Source organism: Streptomyces sp. NBC_00259, from assembly GCF_036181745.1.
In the GTDB taxonomy this organism is placed as follows: Bacteria; Actinomycetota; Actinomycetes; order Streptomycetales; family Streptomycetaceae; genus Streptomyces; species Streptomyces pratisoli.
Window position 1 is genome coordinate 7,590,428 of sequence record NZ_CP108080.1, and the last position, 25,517, is coordinate 7,615,944.

Annotated in this window: 13 protein-coding genes and 1 pseudogene; 7 read left to right on the top strand and 7 right to left on the bottom strand. The window is 73.0% G+C overall.

The features are described 5' to 3' along the window. Window positions 1–32 precede the first annotated feature (32 nt). Window positions 33–566: a hypothetical protein gene (locus tag OG766_RS34035; RefSeq protein ID WP_266384753.1), complete on the bottom strand. Its 534-nt coding sequence runs from the start codon at window positions 564–566 to the stop codon at window positions 33–35. Window positions 567–835: 269 nt separating this feature from the next. On the opposite strand from OG766_RS34035, the gene OG766_RS34040 reads away from it, so the two are divergent. From OG766_RS34040 to OG766_RS34050, 3 genes are read left to right on the top strand one after another with little or no spacing between them, the layout of a single operon-like run. Further along, the gene (locus OG766_RS34040; RefSeq protein WP_328727106.1) at window positions 836–1,384 is read left to right on the top strand and encodes a PAS domain-containing protein; all 549 of its coding nucleotides are present in this window, start codon (window positions 836–838) and stop codon (window positions 1,382–1,384) included. Further along, on the top strand, window positions 1,327–1,998 hold the full coding sequence (locus tag OG766_RS34045) for a GAF domain-containing protein (protein ID WP_328727107.1): 672 nt from the start codon (window positions 1,327–1,329) through the stop codon (window positions 1,996–1,998). Before OG766_RS34040 ends, OG766_RS34045 begins: the two co-directional genes overlap by 58 nt. Continuing rightward, entirely contained in the window at window positions 1,979–2,365 is a 387-nt protein-coding gene (locus tag OG766_RS34050; protein ID WP_266384750.1) for a nuclear transport factor 2 family protein, read from the top strand. The genes OG766_RS34045 and OG766_RS34050 overlap by 20 nt, the downstream gene beginning before the upstream one ends. A gap of 57 nt (window positions 2,366–2,422) precedes the next feature. Here OG766_RS34050 and OG766_RS34055 read toward each other — a convergent pair. Then, window positions 2,423–2,885: pseudogene (locus OG766_RS34055) on the bottom strand (VOC family protein). A gap of 222 nt (window positions 2,886–3,107) precedes the next feature. Between OG766_RS34055 and OG766_RS34060 the strand changes: the two are divergent. Genes OG766_RS34060 through OG766_RS34075 form a run of 4 tightly spaced genes read left to right on the top strand, consistent with a single transcriptional unit; the run spans window position 3,108 to window position 9,145 of the window. Further along, window positions 3,108–3,455, top strand: coding sequence for a hypothetical protein (locus OG766_RS34060; RefSeq protein WP_266384745.1), 348 nt, complete (start codon window positions 3,108–3,110; stop codon window positions 3,453–3,455). Between the two features lie 4 nt (window positions 3,456–3,459). Then, entirely contained in the window at window positions 3,460–4,359 is a 900-nt protein-coding gene (locus OG766_RS34065) for a hypothetical protein (protein WP_266384743.1), read from the top strand. Beyond that, window positions 4,359–8,366 carry a CHAT domain-containing protein gene (locus OG766_RS34070; protein ID WP_328727108.1) on the top strand — a complete coding sequence of 1,336 codons (4,008 nt, stop codon included), beginning with the start codon at window positions 4,359–4,361 and terminating at the stop codon, window positions 8,364–8,366. The genes OG766_RS34065 and OG766_RS34070 overlap by 1 nt, the downstream gene beginning before the upstream one ends. A 53-nt stretch (window positions 8,367–8,419) precedes the next feature. Next, the gene (locus tag OG766_RS34075; RefSeq protein ID WP_328727109.1) at window positions 8,420–9,145 is read left to right on the top strand and encodes a class I SAM-dependent methyltransferase; all 726 of its coding nucleotides are present in this window, start codon (window positions 8,420–8,422) and stop codon (window positions 9,143–9,145) included. A 178-nt stretch (window positions 9,146–9,323) separates the two neighbouring features. On the opposite strand, the gene OG766_RS34080 is transcribed toward OG766_RS34075, so the two are convergent. From OG766_RS34080 to OG766_RS34100, 5 genes are all read right to left on the bottom strand, one after another. Further along, window positions 9,324–10,628 (bottom strand): cation:proton antiporter, encoded by a 1,305-nt coding sequence (locus tag OG766_RS34080; RefSeq protein WP_328727110.1) that lies wholly within the window; start codon window positions 10,626–10,628, stop codon window positions 9,324–9,326. Window positions 10,629–10,801: 173 nt separating this feature from the next. Further along, on the bottom strand, window positions 10,802–11,113 hold the full coding sequence (locus OG766_RS34085; protein WP_266384733.1) for a DUF3040 domain-containing protein: 312 nt from the start codon (window positions 11,111–11,113) through the stop codon (window positions 10,802–10,804). A 230-nt stretch (window positions 11,114–11,343) separates the two neighbouring features. Further along, complete coding sequence (locus tag OG766_RS34090) at window positions 11,344–24,033, bottom strand: non-ribosomal peptide synthetase/type I polyketide synthase (RefSeq protein ID WP_328727111.1); 12,690 nt, start codon at window positions 24,031–24,033, stop codon at window positions 11,344–11,346. A 310-nt stretch (window positions 24,034–24,343) separates the two neighbouring features. Further along, window positions 24,344–24,670: a DUF427 domain-containing protein gene (locus OG766_RS34095; RefSeq protein ID WP_266384727.1), complete on the bottom strand. Its 327-nt coding sequence runs from the start codon at window positions 24,668–24,670 to the stop codon at window positions 24,344–24,346. Between the two features lie 40 nt (window positions 24,671–24,710). Further along, a complete protein-coding gene (locus OG766_RS34100; RefSeq protein WP_328727112.1) occupies window positions 24,711–25,514 on the bottom strand; it encodes a thioesterase II family protein in 804 nt (267 codons plus the stop codon). Window positions 25,515–25,517: the final 3 nt, after the last annotated feature.

The window sequence follows — 25,517 nt, forward strand, 5'->3', positions numbered from 1 at the left end:
CCGGGCCGGGGCTCGCGGTGTCGCAAGGCTGTTCACGAGGCGTTGTGGACGATCTCCGCCAGTTCGTCGGCGGACTCGGGGGTCAGACGGTAGAACCCCTGGAGGCTGATCGAGCGTTCGAGGCGGCCGTCTTCCACGTACTTCAGCAGGCGGGTCTGGCCTCGGCGGTTGCGCCAAGTGAGCCGTGCCAGAAGGTCGCCGGGTATCGGTATGTCGAAGCGCACGGGTGTCGCGTCCACGTGCACTGCCGTGGCACCGCAGCCGTCGGCGCCGAGCATCGACCAGTCGGCGTGTCCGGGAAAGGCCGGATCCTGCCACGTGGCAGGGGCGGTGCCGCAGCAGCCTCGCCGTCCCAGGTCGATCACCCGCATCCGGCTCACCACGAACACGACGCGCTGGTTGACGTGGAGCGCGTACACGTCGTCACCTGCACGGGCGCCCGACCATGCGGGCAGCGAGGAGTGGACGCCGCTGAAGGCGACCGGTGGCCGCTCACCGGCGCGGCCCGTCCTGCGCAGCGCGCGGCAGGTGTCGTGGGTCCACAGAACGGTGAAGGCATCAGTCATGTCGTGATCCTAAGAACGAGGACTGACAACCGGCCGCGCACGCCTCTGCAGGCCCGAGGGCCTGCTGACCTCACGCGCTCATGCCAGACGAGCGGCGGGGGCCGGCCCTCCGCGGATGCCTCGGGTCGAGGTTGAGCATCGAGGTCGACCGGCGGTAGCCGTGCACCGTGAGGCCCAGGCACCGGACGACGCACCGACAGCGGCATCGTCCACACGCCTGAGGACCGCAGGAAAGGCGGTACCCGGCAACAGAGCCGGAGAATCGAGACATGGCAGGAAAGAAACCCGCACCGACAGACCTGGCCGGCATCCTGCAGCGTGCAGGCGACGTCGCCGGAACCGCGCTGGGATCCCTCCTCACCCGGTCCGCGCTCGGCTTCGCCATCTGGGACACCGACCTGCGCTGCATCTGGGTGAACGACGCGCTGGAGAAGTACGACGGAGTCCCCCGGGAGCAGCGGCTCGGCCGTCGGCCGGGCACGGCGCTGCCCGGCGACGCCGGAGTGCTGGAGTCCGCGATGCGGGAGGTGCTGGCGACCGGCATCTCGGACTTCGGCCGCGAGTACCGCGCCCCGATCATGGAACGGGCCGGAGGGAACCGTGCGTTCTCCGTCTGCGCCATCCGCCTGGACGACGCGGAAGGCCGGACGCTGGGGGTGTGTGCCAAGTGGTCCTTGAGGTCACCGGCAGACGGTGGGCCGAGGACCGCCTGGCCCTCGTCAGCGAGGCCGGCGCCCGCATCGGCACCACGCTCGACGTCATGCACACGGCGCAGGAACTGGCCGACTTCACCGTGCCGCTGCTCGCCGACTACGTGACCGTCGACCTGACCGAGGCCGTCCGACTCGGCGAGGAGCCCCTGGAGCGGCTGGGTCCGATGGGCGGACGCCTCCCGAAGTTCCGGCGCGCGGGCATGGCCTCGATCCACCCCGGCACCCCGGAGTCCCTGTGGCCGCGCGGCGAGGTGGTCTACGTTCCCCCTGCCTCGCCCTTCATCCGAGTGCTGTCCTCCGGGAAGTCCGTCCTGCAGCCGGTGCTGGAAACCGCCCCAGGCACATGGCTGGACGACGACCCGGCACGGGCCGCGAAGATCCGCGAGCTGGGCATGCATTCCTTGATGGTCGTTCCGGTCCACGCCCGCGGTGCCCTCCTGGGGGTGGCGGTGTTCGTACGGACGGACACCCCGGCACCGTTCGACGAGGCCGACCTGCTGTTCGCCGAGGAACTGGTGGCCAGGGCCGCGCTGAGCCTGGACAACGCCCGCCGGTACACGCGTGAGCGCGCAACCGCCCTGGCCCTCCAGCACAGCCTGCTCCCGCGCAGTGTGAGCGGCGGAGCCGCCGCGGACGTGGTGGCCCGTTATCTCCCCGCGGACGCCGAGGGCGGTGAGGGCGGCGTGGGCCGATACGTCCATGGACAGCCCTACCGATGACGTGGCTCAGGCGATCGCTGGTGAACTGCAGCTCATGGATCCGCATGTCCGCGCCTCGCGCGAACTGGCCGGACAGCTCCTCGACCCGCAGTTCGTGGAGGTCGGTGGGTCGGGGCGACGGTGGACGTACGAGACCATGCTCTCCGAACTACCCGACCATCCGGGGAGTTCACCGGATGGCCTCCGCTACGAGCCCTCAGAGATCTCGGGCGTGATCCTGGCCCCGGGACTGGTTCACCTCACCTTCGAGACCGTCCTCGGCGAGCGCAGGACCAGGCACAGTTCGATCTGGCGCAAGGGAGACGGAGCCGCGGGATGGCGGATGTACTACCACCAGGCGACACGCGTGCCTCCTGGCGTGGAGTAGGCCCCTTACAAGTGGGCCGGAGTCCGCGGTCAGTGACGCAGCTACTGACGCAGGCACTCAGTCGAGACAGAACTCGTTGCCCTCGATGTCCTGCATCACGATGCACGACTCATTGTCCTCATCGGCGGGCAGCAGTCGCACGCGTACCGCGCCGAGCGCGACCAGGCGCGTGCACTCGGCCTCCAGTGTGGCCAAGCGCTCTTCACCCACGAGCCCGGTGCCGACCCGTACGTCAAGATGAAGCCGATTCTTGGCGACCTTGCCCTCGGGAACCCGCTGAAAGAACAGTCGCGGGCCCACACCTGAGGGATCAGTGCACGCGAACCATGAACCCTGATCCTCAGGTGGCAGCGAGCGACCGTAAGCGTCCCAGGTGGCAAACCCCTGCGGTGGCGGCGGCACGACCGCGCGATCGACGGGCTGCGCGCCCTCGCGCTGCTCGCCGTGCCGACCGGGCACGAGCTACGCGCTCAGGTTCTGCGCAGTCGAAGGTGACTTGGAACTGCTTGATCGACGACATCGGCGCACCATAGCAGGGGGGCGACGGTCGGGGACGTGGGCGCCAGGTCGGCCGACAGGGCGATGCTCAGCAGCCCGACTGCGTGGATGAGTTGATGGCCTGTCACCCTCCGCGCCATCGGTTCGGGCCAAGATCGATGGCGCCGGGGGAGCATTTCCTGCGGGGAGCCCTCGTGGCCCGGCCGGTTCAATATGCTGGCGTTCAAGTCGTGGAGGGGGCCCGGTGGATCAGGACGAGCGCGACGTGCTCTCGATGGTGTGCGAGGAACTGCCCGCACTGCGGGCCGAGATCTCGGCGCACTCCGAGGAGAAGGGCCGGCTGCTGGCGCGTATCGAGTCGGAGGCCGCCGCACGGCGGCCGATCCTGCCGCTGCTCGCCGAGCTGTTGGGCACGACTCGTGACGAGACCCGACAGGCACTCGGCGCCGGGCTGCCGGGGGCCGGGGCAGGGCGTGCCGACGAGGAGTGGTTCGTCTGCCCTGATGGCGCCTGCGAGCGCGTCGCCACGACCGTGCCCGCCGGGCCCGTGCCGGTCTGCGCGGTGACCCGACGGACGATGAGGCGGCAGTAGCCCCATGGGCAAGTTCTTCGAGGAGCTCGCCAAGAAGCTCGCTGAGCGGTGGGTCGCCCTGCTCGTGCTGCCCGGTGCCCTCTTCGTGCTGCTCGCCGTGGTCGGCGTCCGGCTCGGGCATGCCGACCCGTTCGATGTCGGCGAGGTGGAACGGACGATCTCCGATGTCGCGGGCACCGGCTCCGGCCGGTTCGGGGCGCAGGTGCTGCTGCTTGTGGCCGTGCTGTTGGCCGCGACCGGCACCGGGCTCGCCGTGCAGGCTCTGGCCGGTGTGACCCGCCTCGTGTGGCTGGGCCGGTGGCCACGCCCGCTGTCACGGTGGGTGGTGCGCCGGCGCAGGGCGCGGTGGCACGCGCTCCTCGACCGCAGGCGTGCGCTGGTACGGGACCACCCGGCGGGTACGCGGACCGCCGAGCGCCAGGAGGAGATCGACGACATGGCGGCGCGGATGACCCGTATCGCGCCCGCGGAACCGGGTCGGCCGACCTGGATGGGCGACCGTATGTACGCCGTCGAGCAGGTGGCGCTGCACCGGAACGGGCTCGACCTCGCCTTCGGGTGGTCCCGGCTGTGGCTGGTGTTGCCGGAAACGGTGCGTGCGGAGGTCGTCGCCGCCGAAGCCGCGTTCGCCGGCGCGGTCGCGTCCGGCACATGGGCGTGGCCCTACCTCGTGCTCGGCCTGATGTGGTGGCCCGCCCTGCTGATCGGTGTCGGTATCGGTGTGGCGGGCTGGGCGCGCGCCCGCGCCGCGGTCGGGGACCTGGCCGCGTTGTCCGAGGCCGCGATCGACCTGCACGGCCGGACGCTGGCCGGCGCGCTCGGCGTCGGCAGTGACGCCGCCACCGGTCCTCTGACCCTCGCCGAGGGCCAGGACATCACCGCCATCGTCAGAAAAGGGCGTTGATGTCCTTCGAGTACTGGATCGACCGCGTCCGCCACGGCATCGACGCGGCCCAGGCACGTCCCGACATCCTCCTCGGGCCGACGCTCACCGAAGACGCGGCGAACCTCTGGCACGCCGCGCAACCGGCTGACCCGGACCACCCCGCACCGTGGGAGACACACCGACTCGCGACCGCGGCCTGGTGGCTGGGCCTGCTGCACAGCCTGCGTCACGCGGCGATGCCCGAGGAACCGGGCCGGGCCGAGCTGGCGAGAGCGATCCTCCTCGTCGCCCCGTGGGCCGGCAGGCAGGGGTTCGTGCCCGAACCGCTGCGCCACGTGCTCGGTCCGGCGGCGAGCCCTGAGCTACAGGCACAGCAGGCCGGACAGCTGCTCATGCAGGCGCTGCGGACGGGTGAGCGCGACGTGCTCGACGCCAGCATCGCCCTGCACGAGGCCGTCCTCGTCGCCGGGGCACCGATCGGCGGGACGACCGTCACCAACGCCGGAGCCGGATACTGGGCGCGATACGGGCAGACCGGGAACACCGCCGACCTGGACAGGGCGATCGACCTCGGGAACCGCGCGGCAGCATACTCCGACGATCCCAACTACCCGACGATCCTGTCCAACCTCGGCACCATCCACCTGGCGCGATACGAGCGGGCGGGTGACGCCGCCGATCTGGACCGGGCGATCGAGATCCTCTCGCGAGCGCGGTCCACCGTCTCGCCCACCGACCCGAACCGCTTGATGGCCCTGAGCAACCTCGCCGTCGCCCTTCACACGCGGCACGAACGGAGCGACAACCCCGACGACCTCGACCGGGCCATCGAGGTCGGGTACGTGCTTGCCGCGTCCGACCGGCCGCACCCGCAGTCCCTGGCCAACCTCGGCATGGCCCTGTCCGCCCGGTACGAACGCGCCGGGGCCCCAGCCGATCTGGACCGGGCGATCGAGATCGGCCATCAGGCATGGTCCGCCAGCCCGGACCCCGTGCACCTGCCCACGGTCCTGTCGAACCTCGGGACGTTCCACCACGTGCGGTTCGAGCGCGGAGGAGACGTCACCGACCTCGCTCGTGCCGTCGAGATCCACGAACTGGCGCTGGCCGCCACTCCGGACGACCATCCCGATCGCGGGGTCCGTCTCAACAACGCCGCCACCGTCTACCAGGAGCGGTTCAACCGCGCCGCGGACCCGGCGGACCTCGACCGTGCGATCAGCGCAGGGGAGGACGCGGTCGCGGCGACACCGGCCGATCACCCCAAGTCGAGCACCCTCCTCTCCAACGTGGGCTCGGCTCTCCACGGCCGTTTCCGACGTACGGGAAGCGTGCCCGACCTGTACCGCGCCATCGAGTACGGCGAACGAGCGGTGGCGCGCGCCCCGGAGGGCCGAAGCGAACGGGGCAGGCAGCTGTCGAACCTGGCACTGGCCTACCAGTCACGGTTCGAGCGCACCGGCGACCCGGCGGACCTGCACCGGGCGGTCGAGCGCGGCGAACAGGCGGTGGTGGCGATGCCCGACGACCACCCGGACCGTGCGCTGTACCTCGGCAACCTCGCAATGATGTACAGCGCTCGGTTCAAACACGCCGGGAGCGTCGACGACCTGGACCGTGCCATCGAGCACCGCGAAGCGGCGGTCGAGAAGACGCCTTCCGACCACCAGCTCCTGGCGGTACACCTGTCCAACCTGTCAGGCGACCACCACGCACGGTTTCGACGCACCGGCGACGTCGCGGACCTGGACCGTGCCATCGAGTCCGCAACCCGCGCGGTCTCCCGCACCCCGGCCGACCACCCCGATGTGGCGCGGCGGCTGAACAACGTCGGAACCGCTCTCGCCGCGCGGTACGCGCACGCCGGCGACACGGCCGACCTGAACCGGGCGATCGAGCAGAAGGAGCGGGCACTGGCCGCCACCCCTGTCGGCCACCCGGAACGACCCACGTTCGCGACCAATCTCGGTCCCACCTACCAAGCCCGGTTCGCGCGTACCGGGGACCTCGCGGACCTGGACCGCGCTGTCGAAGTCTGCGCGCTGTCGGTCTCCTCCACCCCCGAGGACCATGCCGAACTGGCCGCTCGTCTCGGCATGCTGGCGAGCGTCCATCTGACGCGACACCAGCACACCGGAAACACGGTGGATCTGGACCGGGCCATCGCGCACAACGAGCGCACCCTGTCCCTCGTTCCGGACGGCCACCCCGACCGCCCCCGCTTCCTGGCCAACCTCGGTGTCGCCCTCCAATCGCGGTTCAAGGCCGACGGTGACCCGGCGGACCTGGACCGTGCGGTCGACCTCAAGAGGGAGGCAGTGGCAGCCACGCCGTCCGACGATCCCGTCCACTCCCAGCGCCTGTACAACCTCGCCCTCAGCCTGGAGATGCAGGCCGGGGACGGCGCGGTCGATCCCGTCGACGTCGAGCAGCTGTCCGTGCTCGCGGCTGCGCCATGCCCGTCCCCGCCCGGCTATCAGGTGCGCGCCCGCTGGGTGACCGGCAGGATCGCGCACGCGGCGGGCCAGCACGAGACGGCGCGGCGCCTGCTGGACGCAGCGGTGGCCCTGCTGCCCTCGGTACCCGCCCGGGAGACGTCGTACGCGGACCAGGAGCACCGCCTCGACGGGTACCTCGGGCTCGTGGGCGAGGCGGTCGCCGTCCACTGCGCCCTCGACGACCCCGTCGGCGCGATTCAGGCGGGGGAGCAGGGGCGGGGCATCCTGCTGGCGTCGCAACTGGACGCGCGCACGGACCTGTCCGGCCTCCAGGGCGAACACCCGAAGCTCGCACGGCGCTTCCAGCAGGTCCGCGATGCTCTCGGCGCGCCCGGTGGCGGTCACCATACGCCCGATGGTGAGAGACTCGGCGCGCCCCACGGTGAGGAACGACGCCGCCCATGGCGCGAGTACGACGCGCTGCTCGCGGAGATTCGCCGGCTGCAGGGCTGGGAGCGGTTCCTGCTGCCACCGACGTGGGACGACCTGCGGGAAGCCACAGCGGGCGGAACCGTGGTGCTCGTCAACGCCGGCAGCCGGCGCAGCGACGCGATCATCGCCACCGCCGACGCGGCTCCGAAGCTGGTGCCACTGCCCGACCTGACTCTGTCCGCCGTCGACACGCGCACCACAGAACTCTCGCGGGCCATGACCGCCACCGGTTCGCTGGTCGGTGAACTACGGCGCCGGCGGAACCTGTCCGACCTGCTCGGCTGGCTCTGGGACACCACTGTGGGCCCCGTACTGGACGCCTTGGACGGGTTCCCGCCCCGCGAGGGCGCGTTGCCGAGGGTCTGGTGGATGCCGACCGGGTTGCTCGGTCTGCTCCCGCTGCACGCGGCGGGCAGGCCGGGCGAGCCCGGAGCCCTGGACCGCGTCGTCTCCTCGTACGCCCCGACCTTCCGTGCGCTGCTCCGGGCCCGGCGGCAGACCGCAGGGGCGCCCCGGCGCCAGCTCGCCGTCGCGCTCGAACGCACGCCCGGCCAGCCGGACCTGCCGGCGACCGCGGCCGAAGCGGCCGCTCTGCACGCGCACCTTCCCGATTCGATGCTCCTGACGAACGAGCAAGCCACGGTCGACCGCGTTCTCGGCGCGCTTCCCGGCGCCGGCTGGGCCCACTTCGCCTGCCACGCCGATACGGACCTCCACGCGCCGTCGCGGGGCGGTCTCCACCTCCACGACGGCCGCCTGCCGATCGCGGAGATCAGTCGCCTGCGCCTGCACAGCGCCGAGCTGGCCTACCTCTCGGCCTGTTCCACCGGGCACGTCGGCCGTCGCCACGCGAACGAGTCCACCCACCTCGCGTCGGCGTTCCAACTCGCCGGATTCCGGCATGTGATCGCGAGCCTGTGGCCGCTCAACGACGCCGTCGCCGCGACGGCCGCCGACCGCTTCTACCGCCTGCTGCCGATGGCGGAGAACGCCGACCAGGCCGCCGATGCCCTGCACCGGGTGACCCGCGAACTCCGCGCCGAGCACCCCGAACGCCCGCACCTGTGGGCGTCTCTGATCCACAGCGGTCCGTAGCCCCATGCGGATCCAGTAGCTGTTCGGCTCTTGCCTGCTTATAGTTCGGCCGCATGGCTGACGACTGCTTCGGGCATCCACGGCTCGCCGCGATCTATGACCCGCTCGACCCCGACCGCAGCGATCTCGACTCCTACCTCTTGATGGCGGAAGAGTTCGGGGCGCGCCGAGTGCTGGACATCGGCTGCGGCACAGGGGTGTTCGCGCTCCTCCTGGCTGATCGCGGGATCGAGGTCGTCGGCGTCGATCCCGCCCTGGCGTCCATCGATGTCGCCCGGGCCAAACCGGGCAGTGAGCGAGTGCGGTGGATCTGCGGTGACGCGACAGACCTTCCGCAGCTGCAGGTCGACCTGGCGACGATGACGGCGAACGTTGCCCAGGCCATTGCTGATCCACAGACGTGGCAGCAGACGCTGCGGGGAGCCTACGAAGCACTACGGCCTGGCGGGCATCTGGCGTTCGAGACCCGTGACCCGGCCAGACGCGCCTGGGAAGAGTGGACCCGCGAGAACTCCCATCGCGTGACGGAGATCCCCGGCGTCGGCTCCGTCGAGAGCTGGGTCCAGCTGATCGAGGTGACTCGGGCCCTGGTGACGTTCCGCTGGACCTATGTGTTCGCTGCGGACGGGCAGGTGCTGACCTCGGATTCGACGCTGCGCTTCCGAGAGCGGGATGAGATCGAGACGGACCTGGTCGCGCACGGATACGTGGTGGAAGACGTTCGTGATGCGCCCGACCGCCCAGGAAGAGAGTTCGTCTTCCTGGCACGACGTCCCTGATCCCCGGTGATGCCGCTTGCACCGGATAGGTGTCCCGGCCACGGCGTGGCCGGGAACTGAGCGAGCGGGCACCTGGCCGGCAGGACACCGACCGCCGCACCGCCGGCCCCCACGGAGGCGGCGGGCAGCGGCAGTTCGGGCGGCGTGCTGGTGAAGCCGAGCAGGTCGACGAAGAGGGTCAGGCAGACGGCGGCGTGGACGGAGCGGACAGGGCGCTGTCGTCCTCGGCGTCTTCGTCGTCGACCTCGGTACCCGCGCCGGCATCGATGCCGGCATCCGCGGACGAAGCGGCGGCGCCGCGGCCGTCGGCCATGAGACCGCCCGCGGCCCTCAGAGCACGGGCCAGCAGATGGGCGCGCCCGGCCACGATCGGCCCCAGCACGGCGAGGACGAGGACGTACCCGGCGATGAACGGCGCGAGACGGCCGTCGAGCCCCGCGCCGGCGGCCATGGCGGCCAGGATCAGCGCGAACTCCCCGCGCGCCAGCAGTGTCGTGGCGATGTCGGCGGCGGGCTCGATGCCGTACCGGTACAAGCGCGCGACCAGCAGTCCCGCGGCCACGTTCATCACGATGGTCAGAGCCGTCGCGGCGGCGACCGGTCCGGCGACGGACGCGATGTCGGCGGGGTCGATGGCGAGCCCGAACGCGAAGAAGAAGATCGCCCCGAAGGCGTCACGCAACGGATGGACCAGCCGGCGGATCCGCGGCCCCGAGGGGGTCCCGGCCAGGATCAGCCCGGCCATGAAGGCGCCGATGGCATCGGCTACCCCGAGGAGTTCGGAGACACCGGCGACGAGGACGGCGATGCCGAGGAAGCTGATGACGAGCAGTTCGTTGTCGCGGACCTTGATGAGGCGGCTGATCAGCCGGGTGCCGTAGCGCGCGGTGGAGGCCAGCACCAGCAGGAACCCGAATGCTTTCGCAGCCTGGAGAACGGTCTCCGTGACTCCTTCGGCGCCGCTGATGACGGGTTGGAGTCCGGCGAGGTAGAGCGCCAGGAAGATGTCCTCCACCACGATGACGCCGAGGATCAGACGCGTCTCCGGATGGGTGATGCGGCCGAGGTCGATCAGGATCTTGGTGACGATGGCGGAGGACGAGATGCCGAGGACTCCGGCCAGCACCAGCGCCTCCCGGGCACCCCAGCCCAGCGCGAAGCCGAAGCCCAGGCCCGCACCGACGTTCAGCACGAGATAGATGCCACCCGCGGTCAGCAGGCGTCTGCCGCCGCTTCTCAGATCGTCGAGGTGGAACTCCAGGCCCAGATAGAACAGCAGGAGCACGAGGCCGAGCGCGGACAGCATCTCGAAGTCATGGGCGTCGTCGACCAGTACCAGCCCTGGCGTGTGGGGGCCGAGCAGGATGCCGGCGAGCATGAACAGCGGGATCGTGGGCAACCCGATCCGGCTACCGATCCGGGCGAGGAAGGCGGCGGCCAGGAAGGCGCCGCCCATGGCGAGCAGGGTGTCGGCGTGTCCCACGGGTCACCGCCTTCGGCAGTGCGGAGAGGCGGACTGGTCGAGCTGTGCGGGGCGGATACGTTTCTCCCTCGGTGACGGGTGACGGGTGACGGGTGACGGGTGACGGGTGACGGGTGACGGGTGACGGGTGACGGTGACGGACAGCCGGCTGCCGCGCAGGGCGCCGGCCGATGTCATGGCCGGTACGGGCGGTGCCGGTACCGGTGCCGACTGCGTGGGTGCGCCCCACGCGGGCGCGGCGACGACCACAGGTGCGCCGCTGCACCCGCGAGGACCAGCCCCGCCGCGAGCAGGAGCCCCTGCGGCAGCGCCAGGCCGGCCACCAGCATCGCCAGCGCCACGGCAAGCAGCGCCCAGACGTACCTGCGCCGGTACTCCTTCGGACGGCACGGCCGCCCCGTACCCAGCCCGCGGGCGAAGCGCGGGTCGGTCCGCTCGGTCTGCTCCTGCAGAGCCTGAAGGCGTTCGTCTCGGGCCCGGGCCATGGCTCCTCCTCGCGTGGTCCGGGGTGGGGCGATGCGTCTACGGTCACATGCCGCGCAGGGGCTCCGTATCGGGGCCGGCACCCATTTCCGCGGGCGACGGCCCCACAGGCCCTCGCGCCCGATGGCCCGCGCTCACCCCTTGGACGGCGCAGGCGGTGAGCCCCTGACCGCTCCTGCGGGGTGACACCTCGAACTCCTGGGGTCCGCCGCCCTGGGCCGGCCGCCGACCCCTAGCGAGAGCCGGCAGGCCGGGACGGGAAGCCGTCGAGGTCGCCGTCCTCGGCGGCGACGGCGTGCCCGAGCAGGTGAAGCGGACCCGCTTCGATGCCGACCGCTTCCACGCCCCGCCAATGCGCCAGCGCTAGGCGGGCGTCCACCAGGCCCTGGACCAGGGGGAGTTCCGGGTGCGCAGCGTGGAGCAGGGACTCCAGTCGGCACGAGGCGATCGTGCCGGGAAGCCACGACCGCGCCGCGTACCCCGCCGCCGCGGCCGGCGGCAGCCCCGGAGCCGTACGGCGCTCCACGGACCCGACGGACAGCAGGCCGCCGCCGACGATCAGGACGTCGCGCCGCTCCCGCATCCTGGCCAGGGCCCTCGTGGTGTCGAAGCAGTGCGGGAACGAGTCGTCGACGACGATCGCACCGGAACGGAGTCTCGACACGTCGAGCACCGCGCCGTCCCCGCTCACGGCAGTGACCAGGAGGCCGGCCTCGTACACGGCGGCCGGCAGCGTCGGACCCGACTCGTGGACCTCCACGTTCCGCGCCAGACCGCGAGCGACCAGGTCCACCGCCAGGTTCCGCAGCCGTGGCGCGCTGCCCGCGACGTCGCACAGGAGCAGCCGGGCGGGCGGCTCGGACGCGAGCGCCAGGAGCAGTTCGAGGGACGAGCTGCCGATGGAGCCCAGGCCGGCCACGGCGACGACGAGGTCGCCGAGTTCACGGTCCGTCCGGGCGAGCGCGGCGTGGACGGTCTTGACCACGGACACCGCTGTCGCCGCGTGCCCGGTCGTCAGCGCCGTCGGGGTGTCGGTCTCGCGCAGGACCGCGAAGCCGTACGCGGTGAGGGACGGGATCATGCCCGCGAGCGAGACGCAGCGCGCACCCAGCGACGACGCGTACTCGACGGCTCGGGCCGTGCGGTCGGCGAGGTCGGACGTCGACGCGAGCTCGTCGGCGAACAGCGGAAGGCAGACGAATCCGGACCGGCCCAGAGGCGTGCCGATCTCCTCCACGAGTCGCGGGCGCCCGTCGGGGAAGAGCAGGTGGCGTAGCTGTTCACGCGACGCCGCCTCGGCCGCCGGTCCACCGGGCGAGCCGAGCGAGGCGAGCGCGGCGAGCTGACCGGGTGGAGGGAGGTAGCCGACGAGCGCCGAGTCCAGGACGCCGACGGCGGGTGACGGGTCATGCGTAACCGGCTCCGACTCCTGCCCGACCGTTGTGACGCGTGTGCGTGGTGCGGGGTTCGCGGCTTCCGCTCCGACTGCTCCGTCCCCGCCGCCCGCTCCGTCCGCGCCGTCGGCCATGGCGCTCCTCAAGGTGCCGGTGAACGAGGCGAAGGCCGACTCGTCGGGGAAGGCGGCGGCGGACGCGCGCAGCGTCACCCTCAGTTCTCCTTCGCCGACCGGCCGCACCGCCAGGAACGTGTCCGTGCCCACGGGAGGCGGCGCGAGGACGGCGTCGCCGTCGTCCCACCTCACGCTCAGCGTGTCGCCGTCCAGCGGACCGAGGGCCGAGAAGTCCAGGAACGTGAAGAAGAACTGGGCGGCCGGCGGCAGCCCGCCGTCCCTCGGGAGCGCGTGGACTCCTTGCGTACGGGCCGCCTCGACCTCGTCCACCACCGCACGCAGGTCCTCGGCGAACGTGCGCTCCGCCTTCCCCTCACCGGGCGGCGGGCCCGGCCGCACCGCTACGGCAGCGGCGTACGGGCCGAACACCAGGTGGGCGTCGGGCTGTGCGTCGTCGCGGCCGGAGACGGCGAGGCCGAGGATCAGATCCTCCTGCCCTGTCTCGGCGGCCAGCGTGCGGTAGTACGCGGTGAGGACCGGCGCGAAGAGCGTCGTACCCGCTGAGGCGGCGATCCGGCGCAGCGCCGCGACCCGGTCCGCGTCCAGGGTGAACCCGGTGGAGTGGTACGGATGTGCCGTACGGTCCGTGTCGGGCGTCGCGCTTCCGGCGTGACGCCCGAGGGCCGGGCGACGATAGGGCGCGCCGAGGCGGGCCCTGGCGGTGCTGCCGGACGCCATGCGTTCCTGAAGGGTCACGTGGTCCCGGAAGGTGCCGCGCAGCGGCGGGAGTTCGGCGGGCTCGCCCCGTACGACACGGTCGTAGACGGCGAGCAGCTCCCGACCGAGCAGCGCCACGCTGTAGCCGTCGCCGATCAGGTGGTGGGCGTGGACGACGAGCGCGTGCTCGTCGGGCCCGAGGGTGAGCAGCCGCAGACGCAGCAGTGGCCACGCCCAGGACTCGAAGCGGCGCGCCCGTTCCTCGGCGATCCGTGACGCGAGGAGGCCGGGCTCGGCGAGGGTCTCGAAGTCGACCGGGAGCCGCAGGGCGGGCGGAAGTTCCTGCTGGACCGGCGGGCGTGTGCCGGCGGGGAACACGGTCCGCAGCATCGGGTGGCGTACGACGCAGGCGTCGACGGCCCGCTGGAACGCCTCGGGTCGCAGGGGTCCGTCGACCCGCAGACAGGCGAGCCATGCCGTGGGGGAGCCGGGCGCCATGGCCTCGGCGAGGAGGAATCCGCGCTGGGAAGGGGCGAGGGGGAACGGCGAAGGGCTGTGCGTCTGCACGTCGTCCCGGGCAAGCCGGTCCTCGGTGCCGACCGATCCGTCGTCGAGTCGGTCGTCGAGTCCTTCGGCGGGTCGGTCGTCGAGTCCTTCGGCGGGTCGGTCGGCGGCGGCGCTGTCGATGGCGGCGGCGAGGGCGGCCAGTGTGCGGTGGTCGTACACGACCGTGGGCCGGGGCAGGACCTGGATCTCCTCCCGCAGCCGCGCGAACACCTGAAGGACGAGCAGCGAGTCGCCACCCAACGCGAAGAAGTCGTCCTCGCGCCGGATCTCCTCCCTGTCGAGGAGCTCGGACCAGACACGGGCCAGCAGGACTTCGGTCGGCGTCACCGGGAGCGTCCCCGGCGCCGTGGCGCCCGCGGGCCTCTCAGGGCCGGTGGCGGGCACTGACGCGGACGCGGACGCGGACGCGGGCAGGGACGCAGGCGCGGACGAGGGCAGGGACGCAGGCGCGGGCGCCGTGAGCCGGGCGCGGTCGATCTTCCCGGTCCCGGTCAGGGGGAGGTCGTCGACGAGGTGAATCCGGGCCGGAAGCATGTACTCCGGCAGCGTCCGCGCCAGATGGGCGCGCAGCGCCGTGGAATCCTGCGTCGCGACGCCCGGCCGGCACTGGACGAAGGCACTCAGCCGCTCGTCACGGTGCACCACGGCCGCACGGGCGACCGCCGGATGCGTCAGCAGTACCGACTCGATCTCGCCCGGTTCCACCCGGTGCCCGTGGACCTTCACCTGGTCGTCGAGCCGCCCGAGGAACTCCAGCACACCGTCCCCGTCGCGCCGGACCCGGTCGCCGCTGCGATACCAGCGGCGCCCTTCGCGCTCGGTGAACGCGGCGGACGTCAGCTCCGGTTCGTGCAGATAGCCGGGTGTGAGCCCCACGCCGGCGATGAGCAGCTCGCCGGGCTCACCCGGTGCGCAGCGCCGCCCGTCGGCCGCCACCACGTCGACCTCCGTGCCGGTGAGGGGCGTGCCGATGGGCAGCGTCCGTACGTCGTCGGCGGGGCGCCCGTCGATGATGTGGAACGTGGCGTTGATGGTGGCCTCGGTGGGCCCGTACAGATTGGCGATCCGGTGCCCGGGCCCGAACAGGTCGTACCAGCGGCGCACATGGGCGGGCGGGAGCGCCTCGCCGCCGACGTGGATCCAGCGCAGGGCCGACAGGTCAGGCGCCGGCCTGCCGTCCCGTACCCGGGTCTCGGCGGCCTCGAGAAGCCGGGACCACAGGCTCGGGACCGAACTCCACACCGATATCCGGGCCTGCTCGACCCGGTCGAGCAGTGCCTCGGGATCCCGGAGCAGCTGCCGGGGCAGGGTGACCACCGTGGCCCCGACCAGCAGAGGCGCGAGGAGCTGGCGTACCGACGCGTCGAAGCACGGCGATGCCGTCTGGGCGAGCCGGTCACCTTCGCCGTACTCGAACACGGCCAGCGCCCAGTCGAGGTAGTTGGTCATCGAACGACGGGTGATCGGTACCGCCTTGGGGCGCCCGGTGGAGCCGGAGGTGAAGATCACGTACGCGAGGGATTCGGGGCTGGAAGCCGCCGGAGGCTCCGCACTGTCGGACCATGCTGCGAAAGGTACGGACGGTGCGGACCGTGCGGACGGCGGGCGGTCGACCGGCTCGTCGACCGGGTCCTCGACCGGGACGAGCGTGATGCCCGTGGCCGCGGCGAGTTCCGTCGCCGCCGTGCCGGTGGCCGCATGACAGACGAGAGCGCGGGTACGGGACCGCTCCAGCTGGTCGGTCAGGCGCGCCGGGGGATGGGCCACGTCCAGCGGCACCCAGCCCGCACCGGCCCGCAGGATGCCGACCACACCCGCCACGGTGTCGCCGCCGGGTTCGGTCAGAAGCCCCACCAGGTCACCCGGGGTGACGCCGCGGGCGCGCAGCCGGGAGGCGAGCGCACCGGACGCCCGGTCCAGTTCGGCGTAGGTCAGGACGCCCCCGTCGCCCGTGTCGACGGCCACCGCGTCCGGCGTGGCCCGGAACTGCGCGCAGAGGCGGGCGACGATGTCCGGGCGGACGCCCGACGGCTCATCCGCGAGGGCGAGGGCGGGTGCGGGGGCGGCACTCGGGGAGGCCGGAACAGGTGGCGCGATCGCCTGCGCGACCTCGGTGAGTTCGGCGACGTGTTCGCGGGCCAGCCGCGCGATCGTGGTCCGGTCGAACAGCCGGGCCGGGAAGTTCCACGAGAAGGACAGCGCCCCGTCGGACTCCCAGCACAGCAGGCTGAGCCGGGTGGCGGCGGAGGCCGTTCCGGCTGAGGTCGGGCGGACCTCGACGGGGCAGTCGGGGTCGAGGGAGACCGGGAAGCGCGCGAAGCTGAACGACGCGGGTCCTGCCGTACGCGGTCCCGCCCCGTCCGCCGGCAGGAGCCGGGCGAGATCCAGACTGGTGAGCCGGCCGTGCCGCTCGGCCTCGGGCCACGCGTCGCGCAGCCGTACCGCGAGCGCGTGCACCGAGTCGTCCGCGCCGATGCGGACGGGGACCGGAAGGGTGTCGGCCAGCGGCCCGACGAGCCGGTCGATGCCGGGCAGCCTGGTCTCGCGGCGGGCCCGCGCGACGTTGACGGACATGTCCTCCCGGTCGCCGCCCCACCGGGACAGACAGCGCGCGTAGGCCGCGAGCAGCAGGTGGAACAGGGACACGTCGTGTGCGGCGGCCACCTCGCGCAGCGCGGCCGACAGGCCGGGGCCTGGGGCCACCTGGTGGGCGAGGAGTGGGGGTTCGGGGAGTCCGAGCGGATCGCCGTCGTACGGCAGCGCGAGCGGTTCGCCCCTGCGGGCGAGCACCTCACGCCAGTACGCCCGGTCCTCGGCGAGGGCGGCCTCCGACCGTTCCGTCTGTTCGTGCGCGGCGTAGGCGGCGAAGTGCGTGGTGAGCGGGGGGAGTTCCGGTGAGCGCCCCTGCGACAGGGCCGTGTAGAGCGCCCAGAGTTCCTCGCCGAGGACGTTCAGGCTGAAGCCGTCCGCGGCGGCGTGGTGCACCACGAGCACAAGTCGGGCCGAGCGGGCGGCCCGGGTGCGGGCGAGTACCGCGCGGATCGGAGCCTCGGCCGTGAGGTCGAACGGCCGGTTGCACAGGGCCTCTTCGAGCCGCGCCAGCTCCTCTTCGACAGGGTGGGAGCCGGGCAGGTCACGGACCTCGTACCAGTCGGGTGTTCGCCTGTCGTGGCCGGACGCCAGGATGGCCTGCGCGGGCGCCGCCTGCCCAGGGAGGATCCGGACGCGGAGCATCGGGTGACGGTCGGCGAGCAGGCCGAGCGCCACGCCGAGCAGATCGGGGTCGAGTGGGCCGCGGACGTCCTGGGTCACGTAGCCGTAGGCGGCGACATCGGGGTACAGCCCGCCCTGGGTGTGGAAGGCGAGCTGGACCGGCGTCAGGGAGAAGGGGACGCCGTCGTCGGCCGCTTCGCTCGCCGATGGCGCCACGGAATCCACGGAATCCTGGGCGGGGGAGGCGTCCTCGGAGTCGAGTTGGCGGGCGAGTTCGCCCAGGGTGCGGTGCTCGAAGAACAACGTGATGGGCAGGGAGCGGTCGAGCTCCTTCTCCAGCCGCTTGACGAGATCGACGGCCATGAGCGAGTCCAGTCCCAGGCCGAGGAGTGGTACGTCGTCACCGAGGTCGTCCGGGGACACGTGGAGTGCTTCGGACAACAGCTGTCGCAGGACGTCCGACAGGCCGGTCGCGTTCGCGGGGCGTACCCCGCCCGTCTCTTCGGTCCGCGCGCGCCGGGTGCCGTCCGCCCCGGCGGCCAAGGGCGGGCGGGGCGTCGTGGGCGCGGGCTGGGCGTTTCGGTACGGGGATACGACGGCGTCGGCAGGGGTGCGTTGCGGGCGGGTACCCGGGTGGCCCAGGTCGGCGACCATCAGCTGGGCACTGTCGGTGCCGCAGGCGGCGCGCAGGGCTTCCAGAGCCTCGCCGGTTGCCAGCGGCGCGGGCCCTCGTGCGGCACCGGCATCCAGGGCGGACGTGCCCGTCGCAAGGGGTCCCGTACCGGCGCGGAGTCCCGTACCGCCAATGAGTCCTGTATCAGCGCGGAGTCCCGTACCGGCAAGGAGCCCCGTACCGGCAAGGAGCCCCGTACCGGCAAGGAGCCCCGTACCGGCAAGGAGCCCCGTATCGGCGAACGCCGCGAAGTTGACCGCCTGCCACGGCCGGCCGACGCTGCGCTCGGCGGCGGCGAAGGAGTCGAGGTAGGCGTTGGCGGCGGCGTAGTCGCCGATCGCGCCCGCCAGGCCCGGCAGCACCGAGGCGACCGAGGAGAACGCCACGCACAGGGCGGGGCGCAGGTCGTGCTCGCGGAGTCCGCGCGCGAGCAGTGCCGTGCCGCGCGTCTTCGCGGCCAGGACCTCGGCCACCTCCTCGGGCGTCTTGGCCCGCAGCGTGCCGGGGCGGACCACCCCTGCCGCGTGGACCAGCACGTCGAGACGCGGCAGAGCGGCCAGCAGCGCCTCGACGTCGGCCTCGCGGGAGACATCGGCGGCGTGGTACTCCACGGTGGCGCCGAGCGCCCGGAGTTCGGCGAGCAGCCCGGCGGGCGGCACGCTCGAACGACCGGTCAGCACCAGGGTCGGCCGGCCCCGTCCCGCGAGATCACGGGCCAGCGCGCCACCGATCCCTCCGGCGCCCCCGGTGATCAGGTACACGCCGTCGGCCGGCAGTGCTGCCTGCCGTGACGCGGGTTCCGTGGTGACCGGCTCGGCGGTCCGGACAAGGCGTCGCCCGGCCCGCCAGGCGACGGCGGGCGAGGGCCGGCCCTCACCGCCGCCCGGTGGCGCCGGACGGGCGGCGAGTTCGAGGTCGAGTGCGTCCAGCCGCCCCTCGACCTGGTCCAGGGAGGACAGGTCGACGCTGTGGGCCGCGACACCGGGCAACTCCTCGGGCAGCGCCAGGGTCAGCCCGGTCAGGATCCCCTGCGCGGGGCGCGGGTGTTCCGGCCCGGCACCGGTGACATGGACGTCCTCGGTGACGACGAGCACGCGCGGGGTGTGGTGCGCGAGGTGCGGCAGCAGGTCCTGGAGTTCGGTCACCATGGCGCGGTGCGCCGCGTCGAGCGCGGTGGCGGAGTCCGGCTCCACGGCCGGACCTGCGAGGAGCACGGCTGCCGTAGGGGCGGGCGCACCGTCGGGCAGCGGGTCCCCGGCCCGGCGAACCGTGACACCCCGCCCCGTGAGCCGGTCCGCGAACGCGCGGGCGAGCGGCGAGTCCGGGCCGGCCAGGAGGACGGTGCGCGGCCCGGGGCCGACGGTCAGCGGGGCGTCGTCCCACACGAACCGGTGCAGCAGCGGCCGCGGCTCGGGAGCGGTGGCCGGCCAGTAGCGACGCCGCTGGAAGGGATACGTCGGTACGGAGATCCGGGCCCGGCCGGCGTCCATGGCCGTACGGTCCAGCGGCACGCCCCGCTGCCAGAGCCGGCCCACGCTCTCCAGCAGCCCCCGGGCACCGTCCCGGTTCCCGGCCGCGAGCACGAGCGCCCCGGCTCCGCGCGGGTGCGCCGCCGCGACGGCCTTCACGGGACCGCCCAGTGAGCCGGAGCCGAGCTCGACGAACGTGTCGTAGCCATCGCCGAGCAGTCGGTCCACGGCCGCGCCGAAGCGGACCGGCTGCCGGGCGTGGTTCCGCAGATACACCGGGTCCGGGACCGGTTGCCACGCGGCGGTGACCGTACTGATCAGCGGTGTCACCGACGGCCGGAGCGCGAGGGCTCCGGCGGCCTCGGCGAGCGGGCCGAGTGCCGGATCCATCAGGGGCGAGTGGAAGGCCCGCGACACCCGGAGCCGGCGTGCCGCGACGCCACGGGCGGACAGCTCGGCGATCGCGCGCTCGACAGCGGCCTCCGTGCCGGCCAGGACGACCTGGTCGGGACCGTTGACCGCGGCCACACTCAGCGCGCCCCGCGCGTCGGCCACCAGGGCGGTGGCCGTCTCCTCGTCGCAGCGCACTGCCGCCATGGCGCCGGGGGCGCACAACTGCGCCATCAGCCGCCCGCGTTCGGCGGCGAACCGTACGGCGTCGGCGAGCGAGAGCGTTCCGGCGACGCACGCGGCGGCGATCTCGCCGACGCTGTGCCCGGCGACCGCGTCCGGCGTGATCCCCCACGCCCGCACCTGGCGGGCGAGCGCGACCCCGTAGGCGACGAGGAGCGGCTGGGCGATGTCGGTTCCGTCGAGGGCGTCGGGTGCCACGTCGGGGTCGAGGCACCAGGCGGCGAGACTGCGACCGCCGATCGGACCGGCGTGGTCGGACGCCTCGTCGAGCGCTTCCCGGAAGGCGGGCGCGTCCGCGTACAGGGCGCGGGCCTGACCGTGAGGGCGTATGCCCTGCCCGGGAAGGAGGAGGACGAGACGCGCGCGGGAACGCACGGCGGCGCCGACCGGCATCTCCCCGTCGCGTACGGCGTCGAGGCGGGCTGCGAGATCGCCGTCGGCGACGACGGCGAGACGGTCGGGTCCCTCATCACGGGCCGAGGCGACCGCGGCGCAGACATCGCCCTCGGTGAGACCGGGGTGCTCACGCACGTGCTCCGCGAGACCGGCAGCGGCGGCGCGCAGTCCGTCCGCTCCGTGCGCCGACAGGGTGAGCAGCCGCGGACCACTGGACGGCACCTGGTCCTTCTCGGGCCGGGCGGGTGCCTCCTCCAGTACGGCATGGGCGTTGGTGCCGCCGAAGCCGAACGCGTTGACTCCCGCGATCAGCGGGCCGGGCGCCTCCCAGTCCCGTACCTCCTCCACGAGGGCGAACCCGGAACCGGCCAGGGCCGGCGCGGGCGAGGGCTCCGCCCGGAGCGGGGACGGCGCCAGGCGCCGATGGCCGAGTGCGAGGACCACCTTCACCAGGCTCGGCATACCGGCGGCGTTGAGCAGATGCCCGACGTTGGTCTTGACCGAGCCGAGCAGCCGGAGCCGCCCGTCGGCACGCGGCGGAAAGGCGTGCGCGAGCGAGCGCACCTCGACGGGGTCGCCGATCGGCGTCCCCGTGCCGTGCGCCTCCACGTACGACACGTTCTCGGGGTCGATGCCCGCGTCGCGGTACGCCTGCGTGATGACCTCACGCTGCGTCAGGGGATTGGGTGCCATCAGGCTCAGCGAGCGGCCGTCGTTGTTCACGGCGGTGCCGCGGAGGACCGCGAGGACCGGATCACCGGCCCGTTCCGCTTCGTCGAGACGGGTCAGGACGAGTGCCGCCCCGCCCTCCCCGGGGACGAAACCGTCGGCCGCCGCGCCGAACGCGTGACAGCGGCCGGTCGGGGACAGTGCCTGCGCCTTCTCGAGGAGCGCGTACCCGGTCGGCGTCAGATTGAGGTGTACGCCGCCGACGACCGCGACGTCGCACTCACCGGCCTGGAGGCTGCGGCGCGCCAGGTGCAGCGCGACCAGCGCCGAGGAGCACGCGGTGTCGACCGCGAGCGCGGGACCGGTCAGGTCCAGGCAGTGCGCGACGCGGGCGGCGAGCATGTTGGGGAGGTTCCCGGTCAGCGCGGCGGCAGGCAACTCCGCCTCGCCGTAGGCCTGTTCGAGCACCTTGCGGTAGCCGCTGTCACCGGCCGCGACGAACACACCCACCCGGCGCTCGCACCGACGGGGGCCCGCGTAACCGGCACGCTCCAGAGCCTCGTGCGCGAGCTCCAGGAGGATCCGCGCCTGGGGATCGGTCGACAGGGCCTCCTCCTCGCCGATGCCGAAGAACCCCGCGTCGAAACCGGCCGGCTCGTCGAGGAACGCGCCCCACCGGGCATTGCTGTCTGACGGGTCTGCCCACCGTCCGTCCGGTACGCCGGTGACGGCGTCGTAGCCTTCGACGAGCCTGTCCCAGAAAGCCTCCGGAGTGTCGGCACCGGGGAAGCGGCAGGCGAGGCCGGAGACGGCGATCACGGGCTCGGCGCCACGGACGGGTTCCGGCCGCGGAGCGCGGGAGCGGGCTTCGTCCCTCCGCGGGCCGTGCGACGGGGAGCCGTCCGCCCCTGGGCTGTGCGACGGCCGCCCGTCCGAACGCAGGCCGTCGGAGCCGCCGGAGCCGCCGGAGGTACCGGAGGTACCGGAGCTGTTGGAGTCGAGGATCAGCCCGGCGAGCGCAGAGACCGTGGCATGGTCGCGTATGTCGGACGGACGCAGCGGTGCGCCGAACTCGTCCTCCAGGGCGGCCAGTACCTCCATGGCCTTGACCGACGAGCCCCCGAGTGCGCGGAAGTCGTCGTTCAGCGCGATCTCCCGCACCGGCAGCCCGAGTGCCCGGGCCCAGACACGGAGCACGACCGCCTCGACGTCCCGTCGGGACCGGGGCGCGGGCGCCGGTGACGTGTCGTCCCGCCGCGCGTCGCTGTCGCCGACCGCACCGAGGGTCAGCGCCCTGCTGTCGCGGTCGAGGCCGGCGGCTTCCGCGCCGTCCGGGTCCTCTGCTGCCGGAGACCCGACCCGCTGTCCCGGCAGGGAGGCAGCCGGTGCCCCCGACAGGGATCCGCCCCCCGACACCCCCGCAGCCCCCCGCCCCGCGATCTCCGGAAACTCCCCGCCCTCGAAGCGCTCGCGCAGCACCCCGCGCCGGACCTTGCCGCTGGTCGTACGCGGGAACGCCCGTACGGGCATGGCCAACACCCGTACGTCGTCGTGGCCCAGAGCCTCGCGGACCCGCCCCCCGACCTCGCGCAGGAGCTCGGGGGGCACTGCGGCAAGGGGTGGTGCGGGCGCGAGGAAGACGACCACTCGCTCGCCGCCGCCCGCCGGATCGGTGGAGCCCACGACCGCGACCGGGCACCGGGCGAGACCCGGCGTGCCCGCGGCCACCTCTTCGAGATCCGCCGCGTGGAACGTACGCCCGTCGACGAAGACGACGTCCTTGGACCGACCGGTCACACAGAGCCGTCCCTCGCGCAGGAAGCCCACGTCGCCGGTGCGCAGCCATCCCTCGACGAACGCGCCCGCCGTCGCCTCCGGAGCACGGTGATAACCACGGGCCACCTGCGGACCCCGGACCTCGATGTGGCCGACCCGGCGGTCCTCGACCACCTCGCCCGCGTCGTCGGTGATCCGCACGGCGCACCCGGGCACGGGACTGCCCACGTCCATCAGCTCGACCGCGTCCGGGCCGGCGGCGGTGTCCACGGCCCGCCCGCGGCTGAGCGCGGCCCGGTCCAGGGCGAGCGGTCGGGCGACCTCGCCGGGCGGCGGGAAGGTCACGGCCAGCGTGGCCTCGGCGAGGCCGTACACGGGCTGCGGGGCGCTCGCCGCGAGCCCCGTGGGCCGCATCCGCCCGACGAAGGCCCGCCATACGGCCGGGGAGATCGGCTCCGCGCCGACCAGGATCATCCGTACACGCGTCAGGTCGAGACGGGCGAGCGTGTCGTGCGGTACGCGTCGTTCGACGAGGGCCAGGGCGAAGTTGGCGGCCGAGAGCAGGGTCGCCCGGTGGCGGGCCGCCGCCTCCAGCCACCGCGCGGGCCTCTTGGCGAACGTCAGGGGTTCGAGCCGGACTTGCTTGATCCGTGCCGACAGCGGGACGAGGTGGGTGCCGATCAGCCCCATGTCGTGGAAGTACGGCATCCAGGTGGCCACCACGTCCTCGGAGGTGATGCCGGCAGCGGCGCGGATCTGCGCCAGATTGGCCAGCACGGCCGCATGCGTCAGTTCGACCCCCTTGGGCGCCCCCGTACTGCCCGAGGAGAACTGGAGGAACGCCACGTCGTCGGGCGCCCGCTCCGGTAGCCGTCGTGGAGCGGGGTGTTCCCGCAGCCCGTCGAGTGTCAGGGAGCGTACGGGGTGGGGGAGGGCGTCGAGCAGCGGAGCGGTGGCCTCGCCGAAGGCCACCGGCGGTCGGCCGAGGAACTCCCATACGGGCAGCACCCGCCGTACGTCCGGGGCGAGCGGCACCGGGACGAGTCCGGCGGCGACGGCGCCCCAGAAAAGCGGCAGGAACTCCTCACTCCGGTCGGCCGGCAGCAGCACATGGCTCCCCGGCGCGAGACCCGCGGCGAGGAACCCTCCCGCGACGCACAGCGAATCGGAGAGCAGCGCGCGATGGGTGACGACCCGTTCGCCGCCGTCCCCGTGTACAAGGACGATCCCCTGTCCAGGCGCGGCCTCGGCCGCTCCGGACAGCACATCCAGCAACGCTGTTTCGCCGTTTCCCCGCATCGATGCCCCGTGGTCTGCCTGCGGCAGGCCCTCCCACAGTCCGCGAGAGCGACCGCCCGCGGTTCGGTCTGGTCTGCCGTAATGATGACTGATCTTCATTCCGCACCGCGGCGGGGGCGGCGGTCACGGCGAAACGCTTCGGCCGAGGGCGGCGAGTTCCGGCGCTGAGAGGTGTTCGATCCGGATGGCGAGGGCCCCGAGAACGTCGTTCTCGGGGCCGTGGACGGTGTGGGTGTCGGCGACCTGCCGGGCCGTGCCGGGCCATGCTTGTGCGGACCGTCACCCGGCGGATGCCATGGGTCACGCGCCTCTAGTCGGAGACCTCCACCTCGTAGAAGCAGAGGTGATCCTTGATCTGTGCGACAGCGTCCTTCGGCTCCGGGTACGCCCACACGAGGTCGGGGGCGTCCGGCAGTGACCAGTAGGACGCCGTCCCCTTGAAGGGGCAGTACGTATGGGTGTCCGAAGGGGCGAGGAGGTCCAGGCGCACGTCCTCGGGCGGGATGTAGTACCGCACCGGGGAACCGGTCTCGCGCAGCACCAGCGGGCGGTCCGTCTCGGCCAGCACCTGGTCCCCGTGCACCACGCGCACGCGCCGCTCGCCCTGTTCGATCGTGATCGTGTGTCCATCGGCCATACCCGGACAGCACTCGCCGGGCTCGTCTTGTTCCCGCTTTTCACGCGCGGGCGGACCGCATCCCCCGCGGCCGCGAATCCGGCGATCTGCGGGTGAGGGGCATGAGGAGGTCCTGGAGGCAGGTCAGGAAGCGGGCCTCGTGCTCGCGGAGATAGAAGTGGCCGCCGGGGAACATCCTGACGCTGAGAGGTTCCAGGGTGTGGTCCTGCCAGGCGGTCAGGGCCCGCGCCGTCAGGCGGTCCCCGGTGCCGGCGAGGACGGTGGTCGGGACCGGCAGGGGTGGGGCCGGGCGGTGGCGGTAGCCGGCCACCAGGCGGAGGTCGGTGCGCAGGGGGCGGGCCACCAGGGCGCGGAGCAGGCGGGAGTCGATGATCTCCGGGGGGATTCCGCCGTGGCGGTCGGCCACCGCGCGGAGGAGTTCGGTGTCGGAGAGCTGGTCGGGGTCCGTGGGGGTGTGCGGTAGGTGAGGCGCCGGGTAGGCGGACACGACGAGTTCGTCCGGGAGGCGGCGGCCGGTGTCGCGCAACGCCCGGGTCGTTTCGTAGGCGAGCAGCGCGCCGAAGCTGTGGCCGAAGAACGCGTAGGGGCGCTGCGGTTCGCCGAATGCGGTCTCGGCGAGCAAAGCGGCGACCAGGCTGTCGATGTCGTCGCCGTCCGGCTCGTGGTGGCGGGGGCCGCGGCCGGGCAGTTGGACCACGTGGAGCTCGACGGGCGGCAGCAGATCGGCCCAGCGCATGTACTCGACCGGGTTTCCGCCGGCGTGCGGGAAGCAGTACAGCTGCGGGGCGCCGGGGCGGGGCGGGCCGGAGAGCAGCCAGGCGCGGTGCCGGCTCGTCGTGGCCAAGGC